Annotated in this window: 18 protein-coding genes; 15 read left to right on the top strand and 3 right to left on the bottom strand. The window is 55.0% G+C overall.

The window, feature by feature from the left end:
• The first annotated feature begins 8 nt into the window (after positions 1 to 8).
• From A6395_RS05455 to A6395_RS05400, 12 genes are all read left to right on the top strand, one after another.
• Positions 9 to 1,139, top strand: coding sequence for a glycosyltransferase family 4 protein (locus tag A6395_RS05455; RefSeq protein ID WP_071398221.1), 1,131 nt, complete (start codon positions 9 to 11; stop codon positions 1,137 to 1,139).
• 20 nt (positions 1,140 to 1,159) lie between these two features.
• Positions 1,160 to 2,419 (top strand): ATP-grasp domain-containing protein, encoded by a 1,260-nt coding sequence (locus A6395_RS05450; RefSeq protein ID WP_071398220.1) that lies wholly within the window; start codon positions 1,160 to 1,162, stop codon positions 2,417 to 2,419.
• Positions 2,383 to 3,498: a polysaccharide biosynthesis C-terminal domain-containing protein gene (locus A6395_RS05445; RefSeq protein ID WP_071398219.1), complete on the top strand. Its 1,116-nt coding sequence runs from the start codon at positions 2,383 to 2,385 to the stop codon at positions 3,496 to 3,498. Before A6395_RS05450 ends, A6395_RS05445 begins: the two co-directional genes overlap by 37 nt.
• Positions 3,499 to 3,510: 12 nt before the next feature.
• Positions 3,511 to 4,491 carry a glycosyltransferase family 2 protein gene (locus A6395_RS05440; protein ID WP_071398218.1) on the top strand — a complete coding sequence of 327 codons (981 nt, stop codon included), beginning with the start codon at positions 3,511 to 3,513 and terminating at the stop codon, positions 4,489 to 4,491.
• Between the two features lie 14 nt (positions 4,492 to 4,505).
• Positions 4,506 to 5,204: a WbqC family protein gene (locus A6395_RS05435; protein WP_071398217.1), complete on the top strand. Its 699-nt coding sequence runs from the start codon at positions 4,506 to 4,508 to the stop codon at positions 5,202 to 5,204.
• Between the two features lie 23 nt (positions 5,205 to 5,227).
• The gene (locus A6395_RS05430; RefSeq protein ID WP_071398216.1) at positions 5,228 to 6,349 is read left to right on the top strand and encodes a DegT/DnrJ/EryC1/StrS family aminotransferase; all 1,122 of its coding nucleotides are present in this window, start codon (positions 5,228 to 5,230) and stop codon (positions 6,347 to 6,349) included.
• On the top strand, positions 6,346 to 7,320 hold the full coding sequence (gene rfbA / locus A6395_RS05425) for a glucose-1-phosphate thymidylyltransferase RfbA (RefSeq protein ID WP_071398215.1): 975 nt from the start codon (positions 6,346 to 6,348) through the stop codon (positions 7,318 to 7,320). The genes A6395_RS05430 and rfbA overlap by 4 nt, the downstream gene beginning before the upstream one ends.
• Entirely contained in the window at positions 7,223 to 8,272 is a 1,050-nt protein-coding gene (gene rfbB, locus A6395_RS05420; RefSeq protein ID WP_071398214.1) for a dTDP-glucose 4,6-dehydratase, read from the top strand. The genes rfbA and rfbB overlap by 98 nt, the downstream gene beginning before the upstream one ends.
• Before the next feature lie 6 nt (positions 8,273 to 8,278).
• Positions 8,279 to 9,256 (top strand): glycoside hydrolase family protein, encoded by a 978-nt coding sequence (locus A6395_RS05415; RefSeq protein ID WP_071398213.1) that lies wholly within the window; start codon positions 8,279 to 8,281, stop codon positions 9,254 to 9,256.
• Positions 9,253 to 10,194, top strand: a complete 942-nt coding sequence (locus A6395_RS05410; RefSeq protein WP_071398212.1) for a glycoside hydrolase family protein — start codon at positions 9,253 to 9,255, stop codon at positions 10,192 to 10,194. Before A6395_RS05415 ends, A6395_RS05410 begins: the two co-directional genes overlap by 4 nt.
• The gene (locus tag A6395_RS05405) at positions 10,191 to 10,610 is read left to right on the top strand and encodes a GNAT family N-acetyltransferase (RefSeq protein WP_071398211.1); all 420 of its coding nucleotides are present in this window, start codon (positions 10,191 to 10,193) and stop codon (positions 10,608 to 10,610) included. The genes A6395_RS05410 and A6395_RS05405 overlap by 4 nt, the downstream gene beginning before the upstream one ends.
• Before the next feature lie 130 nt (positions 10,611 to 10,740).
• Positions 10,741 to 11,385, top strand: coding sequence for a thioredoxin domain-containing protein (locus A6395_RS05400; protein WP_159429449.1), 645 nt, complete (start codon positions 10,741 to 10,743; stop codon positions 11,383 to 11,385).
• Positions 11,386 to 11,404: 19 nt separating this feature from the next.
• On the opposite strand, the gene A6395_RS05395 is transcribed toward A6395_RS05400, so the two are convergent.
• Positions 11,405 to 12,058: an excalibur calcium-binding domain-containing protein gene (locus A6395_RS05395; protein ID WP_071398209.1), complete on the bottom strand. Its 654-nt coding sequence runs from the start codon at positions 12,056 to 12,058 to the stop codon at positions 11,405 to 11,407.
• 213 nt (positions 12,059 to 12,271) lie between these two features.
• Entirely contained in the window at positions 12,272 to 12,532 is a 261-nt protein-coding gene (locus tag A6395_RS05390; protein WP_159429448.1) for a hypothetical protein, read from the bottom strand.
• 105 nt (positions 12,533 to 12,637) lie between these two features.
• On the opposite strand from A6395_RS05390, the gene A6395_RS05385 reads away from it, so the two are divergent.
• Complete coding sequence (locus tag A6395_RS05385) at positions 12,638 to 13,879, top strand: UDP-glucose dehydrogenase family protein (protein WP_071398207.1); 1,242 nt, start codon at positions 12,638 to 12,640, stop codon at positions 13,877 to 13,879.
• A 75-nt stretch (positions 13,880 to 13,954) separates the two neighbouring features.
• Here the strand turns inward: A6395_RS05385 and A6395_RS05380 are convergent, their stop codons facing one another.
• Positions 13,955 to 14,428, bottom strand: a complete 474-nt coding sequence (locus tag A6395_RS05380; protein WP_071398206.1) for a DinB family protein — start codon at positions 14,426 to 14,428, stop codon at positions 13,955 to 13,957.
• 130 nt (positions 14,429 to 14,558) lie between these two features.
• On the opposite strand from A6395_RS05380, the gene A6395_RS05375 reads away from it, so the two are divergent.
• Complete coding sequence (locus tag A6395_RS05375; protein WP_071398205.1) at positions 14,559 to 15,287, top strand: DUF3784 domain-containing protein; 729 nt, start codon at positions 14,559 to 14,561, stop codon at positions 15,285 to 15,287.
• Positions 15,284 to 15,544: a hypothetical protein gene (locus A6395_RS05370; RefSeq protein WP_070328468.1), complete on the top strand. Its 261-nt coding sequence runs from the start codon at positions 15,284 to 15,286 to the stop codon at positions 15,542 to 15,544. Before A6395_RS05375 ends, A6395_RS05370 begins: the two co-directional genes overlap by 4 nt.
• Positions 15,545 to 15,564: the final 20 nt, after the last annotated feature.

Raw genomic sequence — 15,564 nt, 5'->3', positions numbered from 1 at the left:
TGAGTCTGATGAAACAACGGCTCGTCTTCATCACGAACATCGCCGCCCCGTATCAAGTCAAGTTCTGCTACGCGCTCCAAGAACATTTCGATACCGAGTTTTGGTTTTATGACCAATTGACTGCCCGGCGTCCCGACTGGTGGAAAGTCCCGCTCGGTGATCGCTGCCGAGTTCTATCCGGTTCACGATTTATTGGGCCACTTAATTACGTCTCCTTTGATGTGTTTAAACAACTCAATCGATTTGAGCCGGATATTATTTTGCTTGGAGGTTTCACACCGCTTCATTCGCTCATCTTGAAGATTGCGAAACGAAAAGGAAGTAAAGTCGTCGTCTTGAGCGAGCCGATTCGGGACGTGTCAAACGAGGATAACGCTTCGGACAAGTTGCTCGAACGAGTCAATGCGAAATGGAAGACACGAATCTTGCATCACATGTTTGCTGGAGCTGACCTCATCTTCGGAATGGGACAAGTCGCACGTGATCAGTTCGTTCGTGAGTTCGGATTTACTGATAAACAAGTCGTCAATGCACCATATCCAATCGATATTGAGGTTTATTTCGACCATCCGCTTCGTGTGAAACGGCGAGGTGACCCGATTCGGATTTTGTTCGGGAACCGGCTCATCGATCGCTACCAACCGCTCGTCGCCCTAGAAGCGTATCGAGCCTTGAAACGAGACTACCCGAACCTGTCGCTCGCATTGAATCGCGATGGACACTTATACGAGGCGTGTCGTGACTACATCAAGGAGCATGACCTCGAAGGTGTGACGTTCTTAGATGACATCGACGCGTGGGACAACATGCATCTCGTCTATCGCGAATCAGATATCCTCGTGCTGCCAGCTACTTATTCCAATGGCAACATCACCATCATTGAAGCGTGTGCCTCGGGTATGGGAACGATCGTCAGTCGACACGTTGACAACGTGTCGCGTCATTTAAAGGAAGGTGAGAACTGTTTCAAATGTGAGCCGACCGCGGAGTCGCTCGAGGCGTCACTCCGGAACTATCTAGAAGTACCGGAACTTCTCGAAATACATGGGGCCCTTTCAAAGCAAAACGTCGAGCATCGACGAAATTCTAGTACTGCTTTAACGTATCGGGATTTAATCGCACAAGCTAATCTCATCTGACGACAAAGGAGATTAACAACATGATGAAGCTCATGTTACTCGGAGGAGCCATGCACCAAACGCCAGTTATTTTGAAAGCGAAAGAGAAAGGGATTTTCACGATTTTATGCGATTACTTGCCGGACAACCCGGGGCGTCACGTCGCTGATCGCTATTATTGCGTCAGCACACTCGACCGGGATCGCGTGCTCGAATTGGCACAGGAAGAGAAAATCGATGGGATTCTCGCCTACGCGTCCGACCCGGCCGCTCGGACCGCGGCTTACGTCGGCGAAGCACTCGGACTCGTCACGAACCCGTTCCAGACGGTCGAGACGTTGACGAATAAAGCCAAATTCCGTGCCTTCTTGAAAGAGAACGGCTTCCCGACGCCTGAGGCATACGCTTTCACCGAATTCGAGACGGCCGTTTCAGCACTGTCGACGATGCGTGGGACGTACGTCGTCAAACCAACCGACTCGTCGGGCAGTAAAGGAATTAGCCGTATCACCTCGTCGGATACGCCCAGGAAGATTCGCGAGAAGCTAGCCGCAGCCTTCGAGATGTCACCGGGCGGAGAGATCGTCGTCGAGCAGTTCATCAAACGTGATGGCTATCAAGTCGCAGGAGACGGGTTTGTGATCGATGGAAAACTCGTTTTTCGGTGCTTTGGGAATGGTCACTTCAATGATAAAGGGATCAATCCATACGCACCGATTGCTGCGAGCTTTCCAAGCGTTCATTCGGAGGAAATCCAAAAACGTGTCCATGAAACACTTCAGCGTATGATCACAGCAGTCAAATTTCAGAATGGGGCACTCAATTTTGATATTCTCGTTTCTGATCGAAAAATATATTTGATTGATATCGGCCCCCGTAACGGCGGCAACTATATCCCGCAGATCATCGAACAGGCGACCGGCGTCGACATGGTGAGCGCGACGATCGACCTCGCGCTCGGACGCCCGGTCGAATTGGAAATGAAACGTGTCACGACGCCGTCGAGTTACTTCATTCTCGGCAGTCAGATCCCAGGCCGTTTTATCGGACTCACGTTCGCATCCCAAGGGTACACAATCGTCAAATCGAATTTGGCCTACGCGATCGGTGCGGATATCCCACGCTTCGAAGGGGCGAACAAATCGCTCGGCAGTCTCATCCTTCGGTTTGAAGACGTGCCGACGATGCTCCGCTTGCTCGATCATCCGGACAAATGGGTGACGCTTCACGTCACGCCGGCTATTCAACGGAAGGAGGGATTATCATGGACATCGTCGTCACCGGAGCAAACGGCTTTTTAGGAAAACACCTCACACACGCACTTGAACAACATGGACACAACGTCCTTAAAGTCACGCGGGAGACGCACTTCGCTGAACGCAGCCGGATGCTCCGAGCGGCCGACTTCGTCTTCCATCTCGCCGGCATCAACCGACCGGAAGACCCGCACGAATTCATCACCGGTAACGTCGATTTGACCGAGGTTATCGCGACGGAGCTATTGTCATACAACCCGGTCCCAATCGTGTTCGCCTCGTCGATCCAGGCGACGCAAGACAACGACTACGGCCGCAGCAAGCGTGACGCGGAAAACGTGCTCGTCGTCTACAGTGAACGCTCGGAAATGCGGGTCCACGTGTTCCGCTTGCCGAACGTGTTCGGGAAGTGGGGGCGTCCATTTTATAACAGCGCCGTCACGACGTTCTGTCATCAGATCTCGCGCGGCGAGACGGTCACGGTGAACGATCCGGACCGGTTGCTCACACTCGCCCACGTCGATGATGTCGTCGCCTCGTTTCTTGACACGTTGACGACGGACGTCTCGCTCTATCCGACCGTCCCGGCGCATGAAATCTGCCTGCTCGACGTCGTCCGGACGCTCGAGGCGTTCGAGGCGATGCGAGTGGCGCACAGCGTACCGGACTTGTCGGACGCGTTCACAAAACAGCTGTATAGTACGTACACAAGTTACTTACCGAGAGAGCGGATGGTGACTCCGCTCCTGATGCACCGTGACGCGCGCGGCTCGTTCACCGAGTTTTTGAAGACGCCGGACCGGGGGCAAGTGTCGGTCAACGTCGCCAAGCCCGGCGTCAAAAAAGGGGAACATTGGCACGACACGAAGCATGAGCAATTCCTCGTCGTCAGCGGGGAAGGGGTCATCCGGCTCCGCGAGGTCGACGGGACCGAAGTCATGACGTTCCATGTGAGCGGGGAAACGCTCGAAGTCGTCGAGATCCCGCCTGGATACGTCCACAACATCGAGAACGTCGGCACGACCGAACTCGTCACCCTCATGTGGGTGAACGAACCGTTCGACCCGGGCCAGCCCGACACGTACTCAGGCACCGTCGCCCGAACTGAAACTGAAGTGCTGTGAGGAGGAAACGCGATGATCATGGTCAGTATCAACTGCATCACGTATAACCATGAGGCGTATATCGGTCAGGCGATCGAAGGATTCCTCATGCAGGAGACAGACTTTGACTTCGAGATCCTGATTCATGAGGATGCGTCGACGGACCGGACGGCTGAAATCGTCCGGAGTTACGAACGTCTTCATCCCGACAAGATCCGGGTCATCTATCAGACGGAGAACCAGTACTCAAAAGGCGTGTTCATCAACTTGTTGAACGAAGAGCGGGCCCGCGGCAAATACGTCGCCCTCTGTGACGGTGACGACTACTGGACCGACCCGCACAAGCTGCAAAAACAAGTCGACTATATGGAAGCAAATCCCGACTGCACGCTTTGCTTCCACGACGCCTACGTCGAGACGGACGACACGTTGCATACAGATTGGCGCGTCATTCCATGGCTGCCTGAGAACCGGAAGTACGCATCGTCTGAAGCGCGGACGTATAACGCCGGTGAGCTGCAACTGCTCGGGTTCATCCCGACGATGTCGATGATGTATCCGAACGGGCTGATCGTGAACGGACCCGACTGGCTGAGCGATACGCCGGCGAGTGACGGATCGATGAAACTGTACGTCGCGAGTCATGGCTACGCCTACTATATGCCGGAAGTAATGAGCGTCTATCGGTTCGGCGTCAAAGGTTCGGCGACGACGCTTTGGAACGAAGGGAACCTTGAGCGGGATATCGCGCGTCACGAGGCGTTCATCCGCTTCATTGACACGTTCGATGCGTATTCGAAAGGACAGTACCGTCAAGAGATGGAGGTTTCACGGATCTCGTTCGAGGTCGGGTTACACCGGCTGAGACGAGACTATGCCGCTTTGAAATCACCACGGTACGACCGCTACCTTGACCGCTTCATCGGCAAAGAGCGGATTCGTCCTTATTTGATGGTGCGTCATCCGATTGTCACCGAACTGTTGATTCGGCTTCGGTCGCTACGGGCGACGTAAGGAGGGCGACGAATGTGAAACTGGCGATCATGCAACCTTATTATTTTCCATACCTCGGTTACTTCCAACTCATGGCCGCGGTCGACACGTTCGTCATCCTTGACGATGTCCAGTTCATTAAAGGGGGCTGGATCCATCGCAACACGATCCTGCTCGAGGGTAAAACGAAGCCGATTTTAATGCCGATCGAGCACATGTCCCAACTGCGTTTGATCAACGAGCATGACCGTGTGCTTGATGCGAAGCAGCGGCACTCCCAGTTACGTCTCATCCGTCACGCCTATCAGCGTGCTCCTTACTTTGACGACGTCATGCCGATGGTCGAGCGGATCATGAAAGACGAGGAGCGGAACGTCGCCGTTTACTTAGGGTGTCTCTTGAGTGAGGTGCGTGACTATATCGGACTCGACACATCAATCCTCTATTCGTCTGATCTCACGAACGACAAAGATGCGAAATGTGAGCACCTTGTTTTATCCATCTGTGAACATTTAAATGCGGACCATTACATCAACGCGATCGGGGGCACGTCCTTATACGATAAAGCGATGTTCGCCGAATCCGGGGTCAAGCTCGACTTCATTAAGATGGACCCGGTCACATACCGGCAATTCAATGAACCGTTCACACCGAACTTGTCGATCATCGATGTGCTCATGTTCAATTCGAAACCGAAAGTCCGCGAGTTGCTGAACGCCTACACGCTAGTTTGACTTAACAGAAGGAGAGGGACTAGATGAACTTACCGAAACGCGATTTGTCGCCGCCAATCCCCGTGACACGTCCGGCGATGCCTGAGTTCGAGGCGTACGTAGAGATGATCCGGCCGCTCTGGGACAGCCGTTGGCTCAGCAATCGCGGCGAACACGTCCGCGCACTCGAAGAAGAATTGACGGAATTGCTCGGTACAGAGCACGTCTCGCTCCTGACGAACGGACATTTGGCGCTCGAGACGGCAATCGACGTCCTCAGACTCTCGGGCGAGGTCATCACGACACCGTTCACGTTCGCTTCGACGACGCATGCGCTCGTCCGAAAAGGGCTGACGCCGATCTTTTGTGACATCAATCCGCTCGACTATACGCTAGACGTCTCGCAGCTAGAGTCGCTCATCACCGACAAGACGTCGGCCATCCTTCCGGTGCACGTGTACGGCAACGTCTGCCACATCGACGAGATCGACCGCATCGCCAAACGGCACGGGTTGAAAGTGCTGTACGACGCGGCCCATGCGTTCGGGGTCACGTATCAAGGACGGAGCATCGCCACATATGGAGACATGAGCATGTTCAGTTTCCATGCGACGAAAGTATTCCATACGATCGAGGGCGGTGCGCTCGCTTACAATCAAGCGAGTTACCAAGACGCCATCGAACAGGCCGTCAACTTTGGCATCACCGGACCCGAAGCAATCGAATCGGTCGGGGGCAACGCCAAGATGAACGAGTTCCAGGCGGCGATGGGGCGCTGTAACTTGCCGCGCTTCGAGCACGACGTCATGAAACGGCGTGCTATCGTCGAACGCTATGACGAACGGCTCAGGGGAATCCCGACGATTCGCTTGAACCGCCGAGGCACGGACACCGTCTCGAACTACGCCTACTATCCGGTGTTGTTCAAAGGCGACCGGCGCCGCCGCGACGAGATGATGTCTTGGCTCGCCGAGCACGGCATCTTCGCCCGGAAGTACTTTTATCCGCTCGTCACCGATTTTAGTTGTTACGCGTTCGACGCCCGCGTGCCGAACGCGAAGTACGTATCGGATCGGATTTTGACGCTGCCGCTCTACCCGGACATGACGCTCGAGATGGTCGACCGGATTTGTGACGTGATTATTGAAGGAGGGAACCGGACATGAAAGGAATCATTTTAGCAGGCGGTAATGGGACACGGCTCTATCCGATGACGAAAGCCGTCTCGAAACAGTTGCTCCCGATTTACGACAAGCCGCTCATCTACTATCCGATGTCGGTCTTGATGCTCGCTGGGATCCAAGACATTCTGCTCATCTCGACACCGAAAGACATCAATGGCTATGAGCGGTTGTTCGGGGATGGACATCAGCTCGGGTTGTCGATCACGTATAAAGTGCAAGACAAACCGGTCGGTCTCGCCGACGCCTTCATCCTCGGTGCGGACTTTATCGGTGACGACTCGGTCTGCCTCATCCTCGGAGATAACGTTTTTTATGGACAGGATTTGACGCAGTTCTTACGTGACGCGAAACAACGCGAGACGGGGGCGACCGTGTTCGGGTATCCGGTCAAGGACCCACGTGCGTTCGGTGTCGTCGAGTTCGACGATAATCGCCGCGTCATCTCGATCGAAGAGAAACCGGCGCAGCCGAAGTCGAATTATGCCGTACCTGGTCTCTACTTCTATGACAACCGTGTCGTCGAGTACGCGAGACAAGTACAACCGTCCCCGCGCGGCGAGCTCGAGATCACCTCGATCAACCAGATGTACCTAGAGGCCGGTGATTTGAACGTCGTCTTGTTCCGACGCGGGATGGCGTGGCTCGATACGGGGACGCCAGAAGGTATGATCAAGGCGTCGGTGTTCGTCCAGACAGTGCAAGAGCGGCAAGGTTACTATATCGCCTGTCTCGAGGAGATCGCCTGGCGCCGCGGGTTCATCACGTCAGACGAACTCCGCGATATCGGCCAAACGTTAAAGATGACGGATTACGGGCAGTACATCCTATCACTTCTTGAAGAGGAGCGTGTCGAAGATGAAGACTTTACTCGTAACTGGCGGAGCCGGGTTCATCGGATCAAACTTCATAAAGATGCTTCTGGAAAACGAGCAGTGGCGTATCGTCAACCTTGACGCGCTCACGTACGCCGGTAACCTCGAGACGCTACAAGACATCGACGACCCGCGTTACGTGTTCGTCAAAGGTGACATCCGGGACCGCGAGACGGTCGAAAGCGTGTTTGCGACGTATGACGTGACGCGCGTCATCCACTTCGCGGCCGAGTCGCACGTTGACCGGAGCATCGTCGAACCGGACGTGTTCTTGACGACGAACGTGCTCGGGACACAAGTGCTGTTAGACGCGGCGAAGCGGCACTGGAATTTACGTCCTGATGATAAACACTCACGTGACTATTCGGAAGGCGTCAAATTCGTCCACGTCTCGACCGACGAGGTGTACGGGACGCTCGGGCCAGACGGGCTCTTCACCGAGACGACCCCGCTCGCCCCGAACAGTCCATACTCGGCCTCGAAAGCGAGCTCCGACCTCATCGTCCGAGCCTATCACGAGACGTACGGCCTCCCGGTCAATATTACGCGTTGCAGCAACAATTACGGGCCATACCAATTCCCCGAGAAGCTGATCCCGCTCATGATCCAACGCGCCGAGCGCGGGGAGACGCTCCCGGTGTACGGTGACGGTCAACAGATCCGTGACTGGCTCCACGTCAAAGACCATTGCGTGGCGATTTGGACGGTCGCTGAGCGGGGACGCGACGGCGACGTGTATAACATCGGTGGCAACAATGAACAAGCGAACGTGACGATCGTCCGCTTAATTTTAGAACTGCTCGGTAAAGATGACTCCCAGATCACATTCGTCACCGACCGTCCCGGGCACGACCGCCGCTACGCGATCGACAACACGAAGATAACGACCGAGCTCGGATGGCGTCCGGCCTACACGTTCGACCAAGGCTTGCGGGAGACGGTCGACTGGTACGTCACGCATCCTGATTGGATCGACCACATCGTTTCCGGGGATTATGCACACTACTACGACAAGATGTACGCGAAAGGGTGACGGGGAATGGCTGAGACGACGAAGACGACGTACGAATGGACGAACCGGCGCTTGCTGTTCAGTCCGCAACGGGATACCGACATCGATTGGATGGATGCATTCGCGCAAGCGCCGTCCGTGCTCGAGCGCGATACGTATTTACGTATCTATTTCAGTTGCCGGCCGAAACCAATCGATGGTCGCTACGTCAGCTATAGCGCTTACGTCGACGTCGATAAACGAGACTTTTCGATTTTACGTGTGAGCGAACAGCCAGTGCTTGCACTCGGGGAGCGGGGCACGTTCGACGAGTTCGGCATCTATCCGTTCTCGACGATCGACGTCGGTGACGAGGTACACGCCTACTACGGGGGTTGGACACGTTGTACGTCGGTCCCGTTCAACGTCAATGTCGGTAAAGCAGTGAGTCAAAACGGTGGCAAGACGTTCGAACGGGTCGGGCCGGGACCGGTTTTGTCGTATACGCTCGATGAACCGTTCGTCTTGAGCGGGCCGAAAATCCGACGCTTTGGAGACGTGTGGTACTTGTTTTACATCGCGGGCCGAGAGTGGCTCATGCACGAGGGCAAACCGGAACCGGTGTACAAGATCCGTCTCGCCACGTCAGCCGACGGCGTGAACTGGGTGAAACAAGAGCGCGACTTGATCGAGAGCATCGTCCCGGACGAGGCACAGGCGAGCCCAGACGTGTTTTATGAGAACGGGTCGTACCATATGTTCTTCTGTTATCGCGACGCGACCGATTACCGGAAGAATCCCGAACGGACGTATCGACTCGGCTATGCGTCGTCTCAGGACTTGTTGAACTGGACGCGCGACGATGACGTCATGCGCTTCACCCGCTCAGAAGTCGGGTTTGACGACGAGATGGTCGCCTATCCACACACGTTCGTCGCCGGTGGGAAGCGTTATCTGCTCTATCTCGGCAACGAGGTCGGACGGGCCGGTTTCGGCATCGCCGAGCGGAAGGAGGAAACGACATGAAGTGGCGGAAACTCGGGCATATTTTCGATCCCAAGCCGCACGGCTTTTTCGGGGACTATTCAGCGTTCGCTCAATCACCGCAAGCACTCGTCTTCGACGACTTCGTCCGCATCTACTTCTCGACCCGGGAGCCGGATGCGGACGGGACGTTCAAGAGCCATATCCGTTACGTCGATATGACACCGTCGTTCGAAGTGATCGCCGTATCGCACGACCCGGTCATCCCGCTCGGAAAACTGGGCACGTTCGATGAGCACGGCATCTTCCCGTTCCACGTCACACAGACGGACGCGGGCCTGTACGGATATACGAGCGGCTGGAGCCGACGCGAGTCGGTGTCGGTCGAGACGGGGATCGGCCTGTCGATCAGTCATGACGACGGGCATACGTTCGAGCGGCTTGGTGATGGGCCGGTGCTATCGGCGAGTGTCGATGAGCCGTTCCTAGTCGGGGACCCGTTCGTCTTCACGAAAGACAAGCAGTATATGTACTACATTTACGGTACGACGTGGAAGACGGGCCCGGACGGCGTCGCCGAACGGACGTACAAGATCGCGCTCGCGACGTCCGAGGACGGGCGCACGTTCACTCGGCACGGCCGCATCGTCGATGATGTGATTCAAGACGAGAGCCAGGCGCTCCCGACCGTGTTCGAGGCGGGTGGCCGCTATCACATGGTGTTCTGTTTCCGTGACACGTTCGGCTTCCGGGACGACCCGACGCGCGGCTACCGGCTCGGTTACGCTTATTCCGACGACCTCATGCAGTGGACGCGCGACGACGCCTCGCTCGGTTTCGAGCGGAGCGACTCGGGGTGGGATTCAGCAATGGAATGTTACCCGCACGTGTTCGAGATGAACGGGCGGCAGTATTTGTTGTATAACGGCAACGCCTTCGGACGCGACGGCTTCGGTGTCGCCGTCTTGGAGGACGTATGATCACGCTCGGCCGCGGGTCGGTCGCCGACTACGAGGCCCACCTCGAGGCGTGTGATGCCTTGTTCCCGACGGCACTGTCGGAACGGATCGACTTGCACGAATATGCGCGCAAGCTGCATGACCGGGCGACATCGTTCGAACTGTGGGACGATGACCGGTTGCTCGGCCTCCTCGCGGCCTACTTCGATACGGACATCGCCTTTATCAGCCATATCTGTGTCTTGCCGGAGGCGCCGAAAGGGAGCGGGCATGACTTGTTGGTCAGACTATTCGATGAGGCGGCGCAGCATCATAAGCAGTTGATCCGGCTACACGTCGAGAAGACGAATGAGCACGCCATTTCATTTTATAGAAAGCATGGCTTCGTCGGGACGGGACAAGCGGGGAACGATGTGATTATGGAGCGCGAAGCGTGAAGGTTCTGAATAGAATCGAAGCGCTTCTTTTTGTTTGGCCCGGGGAGTGTCAACAGAACGTCACTCGAATTTTCATAGGAGGCGTGGTATAACAGATTTATGTGAATAAATGAACAAACGGAGGATGAGCATGAAACGTTTACTATTGATTGTACTCGGTGTGATGATGTTGGCAGCTTGCGGGACAAGCGAGGCGGATGAACGGGGAGAGCAGTTTACATATACGAGGTATGAGCTCCCGCTCGAAGATAAGGTCGCGCTCGGCGATGGTTCGCACGAGATCGTCTTCGTCTTTGACTACAGTTGCCCATGGTGCAAAAAATGGATGGAGAGCGTCTTGCCGGAGATCGAGTCGCGGTGGATCGAGACGGGAGAGGCGACGTTCAAAGGACAGCCGCTCGTCTTGTTGAATGAGCAGTCGCAACTGCTCGCTAGTGTCGATGCGAATGCGGAACAAGTGATGCCGGAACGGTACTATGCGTTGCAACGCCACATCGGGCTCGACGCCGAGACGGTCCCGGACTTTGGTACGGAGGCGTACGTCCAACGGCTCGCGGAAACGTTCGATGTGGACGCGGAAGCTCTGCTCGCGCCGCAAGTCGACGCGGGGATTCAAAACGCACGGCTCTATACGCGTGACCTCGGCGTCGAATACGTGCCGACCGTGTACGTGAACGGGATTAAGTTGCTCGATGCGTTCAGCTTAGAGGAGATGGAGCGGGTCATGTCTGGCGAGATTGAGGCGGGGGACCAAGTCGAGATGCCGAAAGAATGAACAAGCGACACCCTCATTTCTACTGGGTGTCGCTCTGTCCGCAGGCGATGCCGTCAAGATCGGTGTCGAACGACAGCAAATAGGCGTCGTGCTCGAGTGGGACGCCGTCTGGGTAGACCGCGTTCAAATCGGTGCAGGAGCCGTACACTTCGAAGAACGAGTCCGTCTCATCAGTCGCGGCAATCGCGTCGTCTTGAAGCTTGGTCAGTTCATTTGTAAGTTGTTCGGTCAAGGCGTTCGCTTCCCGCAACTTGTCTTCGAGCGCATAAATTTCAGTCCGTTGCGTCTGGATGACTTCTTCTAAATCGAATACTTTTTGAAACAAGTTGTCTTGCATCATGTCTTCGCGGGCGGCAAGACGTGCCTCGAGTTTCTCGGTCACGTCCCGCTCGATTTGAATCGCTTGCCAGGCGAGGGCGTCGGCATGTTGTTCCTCGAGGGCGAGCAGGGATTCGTCGTAGCTCGCCTCGACCTCAGCTAAGTCGGAGCTGACGTGCAGCTTGTCTTGTTCCAAGTTGTAGTAGTAGACGCTCGAGCCGACGAGCAGTAAATATAAGACGGTCGCGAAGACTTGTAGTTTGATCGGCTCGACCGGATGTTCGGCGAACCAGATGAACACGAGGCTGAGCGTGCTCGCCACGCACGCGGCCGTGATGAACGTCATGATTGTCATAGACACCCCTCTTTTCCTAGACTCTCTTTGACTATTCCTGTTTTGACTCGAAAATGAAGCGACAAAGCGAGCATACTTTCAGGAAATCGAAGCAACACTTGGATGCCGAAACGCGATTATACCCGTAGATGTTCACACTGTATACATAATCGGGAAGCAGGAATTTCGGGGCATTCGTGGAATAAGACAAAAAGAAAAAACGCTCGACTGTCGTCAAACGCTCTTCTTGTCTTCAAGCTGTTGATTTTTACGCCATTTCCAAATCACGAGACCGAGGACGAGGAAAATCGGAGCGACCACCCAGGGACGGGCTTCGAGAATCGCAACAATTTCAAAGATGGATAGCCATCCGCTGATCATGACGAGGATGAGCAACAAGGTTCGCAGCCCCCCCCGGACCGGAAACCAGTAATAGATGAATAACGTGATCAAAAAGAAAGCGAGCAAGCCCATGCGGTTATTCCTTTCTAGCATCATTTTGACCAATTATAGCAGACAACATTGCGAGAGTGTTAGAGGGTTCCCTTTAAGACGACTTTTCGCTACAGTTGAAGATAGATTATCTAAGGAGGAACTAGCGTGAAATTTGGAATCATCGGCTTAGGATATGTCGGATTAGCCACCCTGTGTGGTCTTGCAAAAGCGGGACATGAAGTCATCGGTGTCGAGAAAGACCAACCGAGACTGCGCCGCCTCATGAGCGGCCACGCACCGTTTCACGAGCCGGGTATGTCGGAGGTGCTCCAAGACTATGCAGACTCGATCACACTTACGGATAACACCGCCGACACAAATGATGTCGATTACTTGTTCTTAGCTGTCGGTACGCCGAGCAAGGAAGACGGCAGCTGCGACATGACGTTCGTCGATGCCGCTTTGTCTGAGATTAACACGAAACAAAAAATCGTCATCCGCAGCACTGTGCCACCGGGGACGACCGACTTACTTAGCATCATGTATCCATCCCACACGTTCGCAATCGTGCCGGAATTCTTACAAGAAGGGCGTGCGCTCGCCGACGTCCTTAAACCGCAACGCGTCGTCATCGGCAGCGGGAATCTTGAAATCAGCGAAGAACTCGCCGGTATTTATGGCCGTCTCGGTGTGCCGATTGTTTGCACGACACCGATCAACGCCGAATTGATCAAATACGCCTCGAACGCATTTTTAGCCACAAAGATCAGTTTCATGAACGACTTGTCACGCCTCGCGGATAAAGCAGGCGCCGACATCGCGACGATTGCCGACGGGATGGGGCTTGACCCGCGCATCGGACGTTCTTACTTAAACGCTGGTCTCGGTTACGGCGGCTCGTGTTTCCCGAAAGATATGAACGCGCTCTTGAACGTCGCGGCCGAGAACGAACTCGACTTGCCGGTCATCCGTGCGGCGATTCAAGCGAACGATGAACAGATTGCCTATGTCGCATCGAAGATCGAACACCGTCCGAACCTGCGTGTCGCTTTCCTCGGTCTCGCCTTTAAACCAGGGACGGACGATATGCGTGACGCACCGTCGATCACACTCGCCAATCACTTACGGTTACGTGAAGTCGAAGTCGTCGGCTACGATCCGCTCGCGAAGTGGGAGTACCGTCAAGCGTTGACACCAGAAGAAGCGCTTAAAGGAGCCGACGTGGCGATTCTTGTCACGGAGTGGGACGAACTCGTCAACTTGAAACCGGAAGCGTTCGCCGGGATGCGGACGAAACGGTTGATTGACGCACGGAACGCGTGGAAGTATGCGCGCGACCCAGAAGACGTCGAGTACGAAGGCGTCGGCCGCATGCAGGGCAAGACGAACACACCGTCATCGAAATGAGCAAAGACGAGACCTTTCAACAGGTCTCGTCTTTTTGGTTGCGGTCCATGACCTAGGTGCTGAGTGTGACGGCGGTTAGCGATTCGACTGTTCTTTTGTCGGGCCCATGACACCGGGAACGTGTTGTCCCGCTTGGCGTAAAAGTACCGTCATCTGACCACGGTGATGCGTCTGATGGTCGATCATCATGCGGAGGACGGCACCGCGCGGCGTCATCTTCCCGTGGACGTCGACTTCTTCTAGCAAATAGTCATCTGTAAAACCGTCAGCGGCGCTTGAGATTTCTCGCGCGTATCGTTCGTACTGGTCGGCGATCACGCTCGCTTGATCGGGCTGGGTCAGGCTCTTCAAAGCTGAGAGACGGAAACCGAGCAAGTTCGTGAAGTAGCCGAGCGCGGTCGTGACGTGCCAACCGATCCAACCGAGCGAGTTATGGTCGGGGACGATTTTTTGGCCGAGCGTGTCATCGGTCATGGCACGGAGCACGTCGAGCGTGCCGGTCGATGATTTTGTCCAATCCTGTTTGAAGTCGTTAGCGGTGCGGTACATAAACTAACCTCCTCCTGCGTATTCTACCGCTAGTATACGCATGCACCCCTTGATCGCGCACGTCTGATGATTCGGTGAAACATTTCGGTCGATTTTCCCGTAGAATGAAGGAGATAGGAGGGACTCGTCCATGTGGATTCTTGTATTTGCAGCACTACTCATGTTTGTCCTCGGTTTTGCCGTCCACAAGTTAGGGTGGCATTTTCTCATCTCGGGCTATAACACGATGAACGAAGCAGACAAGGCACGCGTCGACATCAAACCGGTCGCGCGGTTGATCGGTATCATGTGTTACGGCATCGGCTTCATCTTTCTCATCGTCGGCCTCATTGATTGGTTCGGGCTCGTCGTCCCAATCGAGCCGCTCTTTATCGTGCTCATCCTGTTCATCGTCGTCATCCTTTGGCGCGCCCAAAAGTATGACGGGAATATTTTTGACGACACGGGACGGCTTCGTCCGGGCGGGAAGAAGAAACTCATCCCGATCGTCCTCGTCTCTGTGCTCTTGCTCACGGTCGTGCCGGGAATCCTGATTTGGTTCTCTCAACCGACCGAAGTGACACTCACCGATACGGCACTCGTCATCGAAGGCAGTTACGGGCAAACCGTGCCGTATGACGAGATTGTTGATGTCATATTGACCAACGTCCCGGACGTCGAGCGTCGAACGAACGGGGCCGCTACAAGCTCACAACTGACAGGACACTTTCGAACGACTTATAAGGAAGACGTGCTTCTCTTCATCAACCGTGACGCCACAGCCGCCATCCGCATCGACTGGAGCGGAAAACCGATCTATCTAAATCTTGAAACGAACGAAGCGACGGAACAGTTATATGAGGAGGTGATCACTCGATGAGTCCATGGTACGCGCGCAACATGCCGTTCTTTTTCCTGACGTTCTTTTTTCCACCGCTCGCGCTGCTCTTGCTCGTCTGGCAGTGGGACAAATTCACGACGGACCGGGGCATCAAACTGTTTTTCGCGGTCGGGATGACGGTGTTCATCGTGTTCGGTCTACTGCCGCGCGGCACGCTTCCGGTCATTCTGCCGATCATTTTCGGTTTGATCGCCTTGAAACTCGTGCTGAACGTGATCAGACGAAAAAAAGGCTGACGCGCTAGACGTCAGCCGGT

Source organism: Exiguobacterium sp. SH31 (genome assembly GCF_001816105.1).
GTDB lineage: Bacteria > Bacillota > Bacilli > Exiguobacteriales > Exiguobacteriaceae > Exiguobacterium > Exiguobacterium aurantiacum_A.
Note: the sequence above shows the minus strand (reverse complement) of the source record. Positions and strands in the feature narration are given on the sequence as shown.

Coding starts and splice junctions, on each gene's coding strand:
- A6395_RS05375 (WP_071398205.1), top strand. CDS start 14,559: ATGTGGATTCTTGTATTTGCAGCACTACTCATGTTTGTCCTCGGTTTT.
- A6395_RS05415 (WP_071398213.1), top strand. CDS start 8,279: ATGGCTGAGACGACGAAGACGACGTACGAATGGACGAACCGGCGCTTG.
- A6395_RS05455 (WP_071398221.1), top strand. CDS start 9: ATGAAACAACGGCTCGTCTTCATCACGAACATCGCCGCCCCGTATCAA.
- A6395_RS05400 (WP_159429449.1), top strand. CDS start 10,741: ATGAAACGTTTACTATTGATTGTACTCGGTGTGATGATGTTGGCAGCT.
- A6395_RS05380 (WP_071398206.1), bottom strand. CDS start 14,428: ATGTACCGCACCGCTAACGACTTCAAACAGGATTGGACAAAATCATCG.
- A6395_RS05445 (WP_071398219.1), top strand. CDS start 2,383: ATGGACATCGTCGTCACCGGAGCAAACGGCTTTTTAGGAAAACACCTC.
- rfbA (WP_071398215.1), top strand. CDS start 6,346: ATGAAAGGAATCATTTTAGCAGGCGGTAATGGGACACGGCTCTATCCG.
- A6395_RS05405 (WP_071398211.1), top strand. CDS start 10,191: ATGATCACGCTCGGCCGCGGGTCGGTCGCCGACTACGAGGCCCACCTC.
- A6395_RS05390 (WP_159429448.1), bottom strand. CDS start 12,532: ATGCTAGAAAGGAATAACCGCATGGGCTTGCTCGCTTTCTTTTTGATC.
- A6395_RS05410 (WP_071398212.1), top strand. CDS start 9,253: ATGAAGTGGCGGAAACTCGGGCATATTTTCGATCCCAAGCCGCACGGC.
- A6395_RS05395 (WP_071398209.1), bottom strand. CDS start 12,058: ATGACAATCATGACGTTCATCACGGCCGCGTGCGTGGCGAGCACGCTC.
- A6395_RS05370 (WP_070328468.1), top strand. CDS start 15,284: ATGAGTCCATGGTACGCGCGCAACATGCCGTTCTTTTTCCTGACGTTC.
- rfbB (WP_071398214.1), top strand. CDS start 7,223: ATGAAGACTTTACTCGTAACTGGCGGAGCCGGGTTCATCGGATCAAAC.
- A6395_RS05440 (WP_071398218.1), top strand. CDS start 3,511: ATGATCATGGTCAGTATCAACTGCATCACGTATAACCATGAGGCGTAT.
- A6395_RS05450 (WP_071398220.1), top strand. CDS start 1,160: ATGATGAAGCTCATGTTACTCGGAGGAGCCATGCACCAAACGCCAGTT.
- A6395_RS05430 (WP_071398216.1), top strand. CDS start 5,228: ATGAACTTACCGAAACGCGATTTGTCGCCGCCAATCCCCGTGACACGT.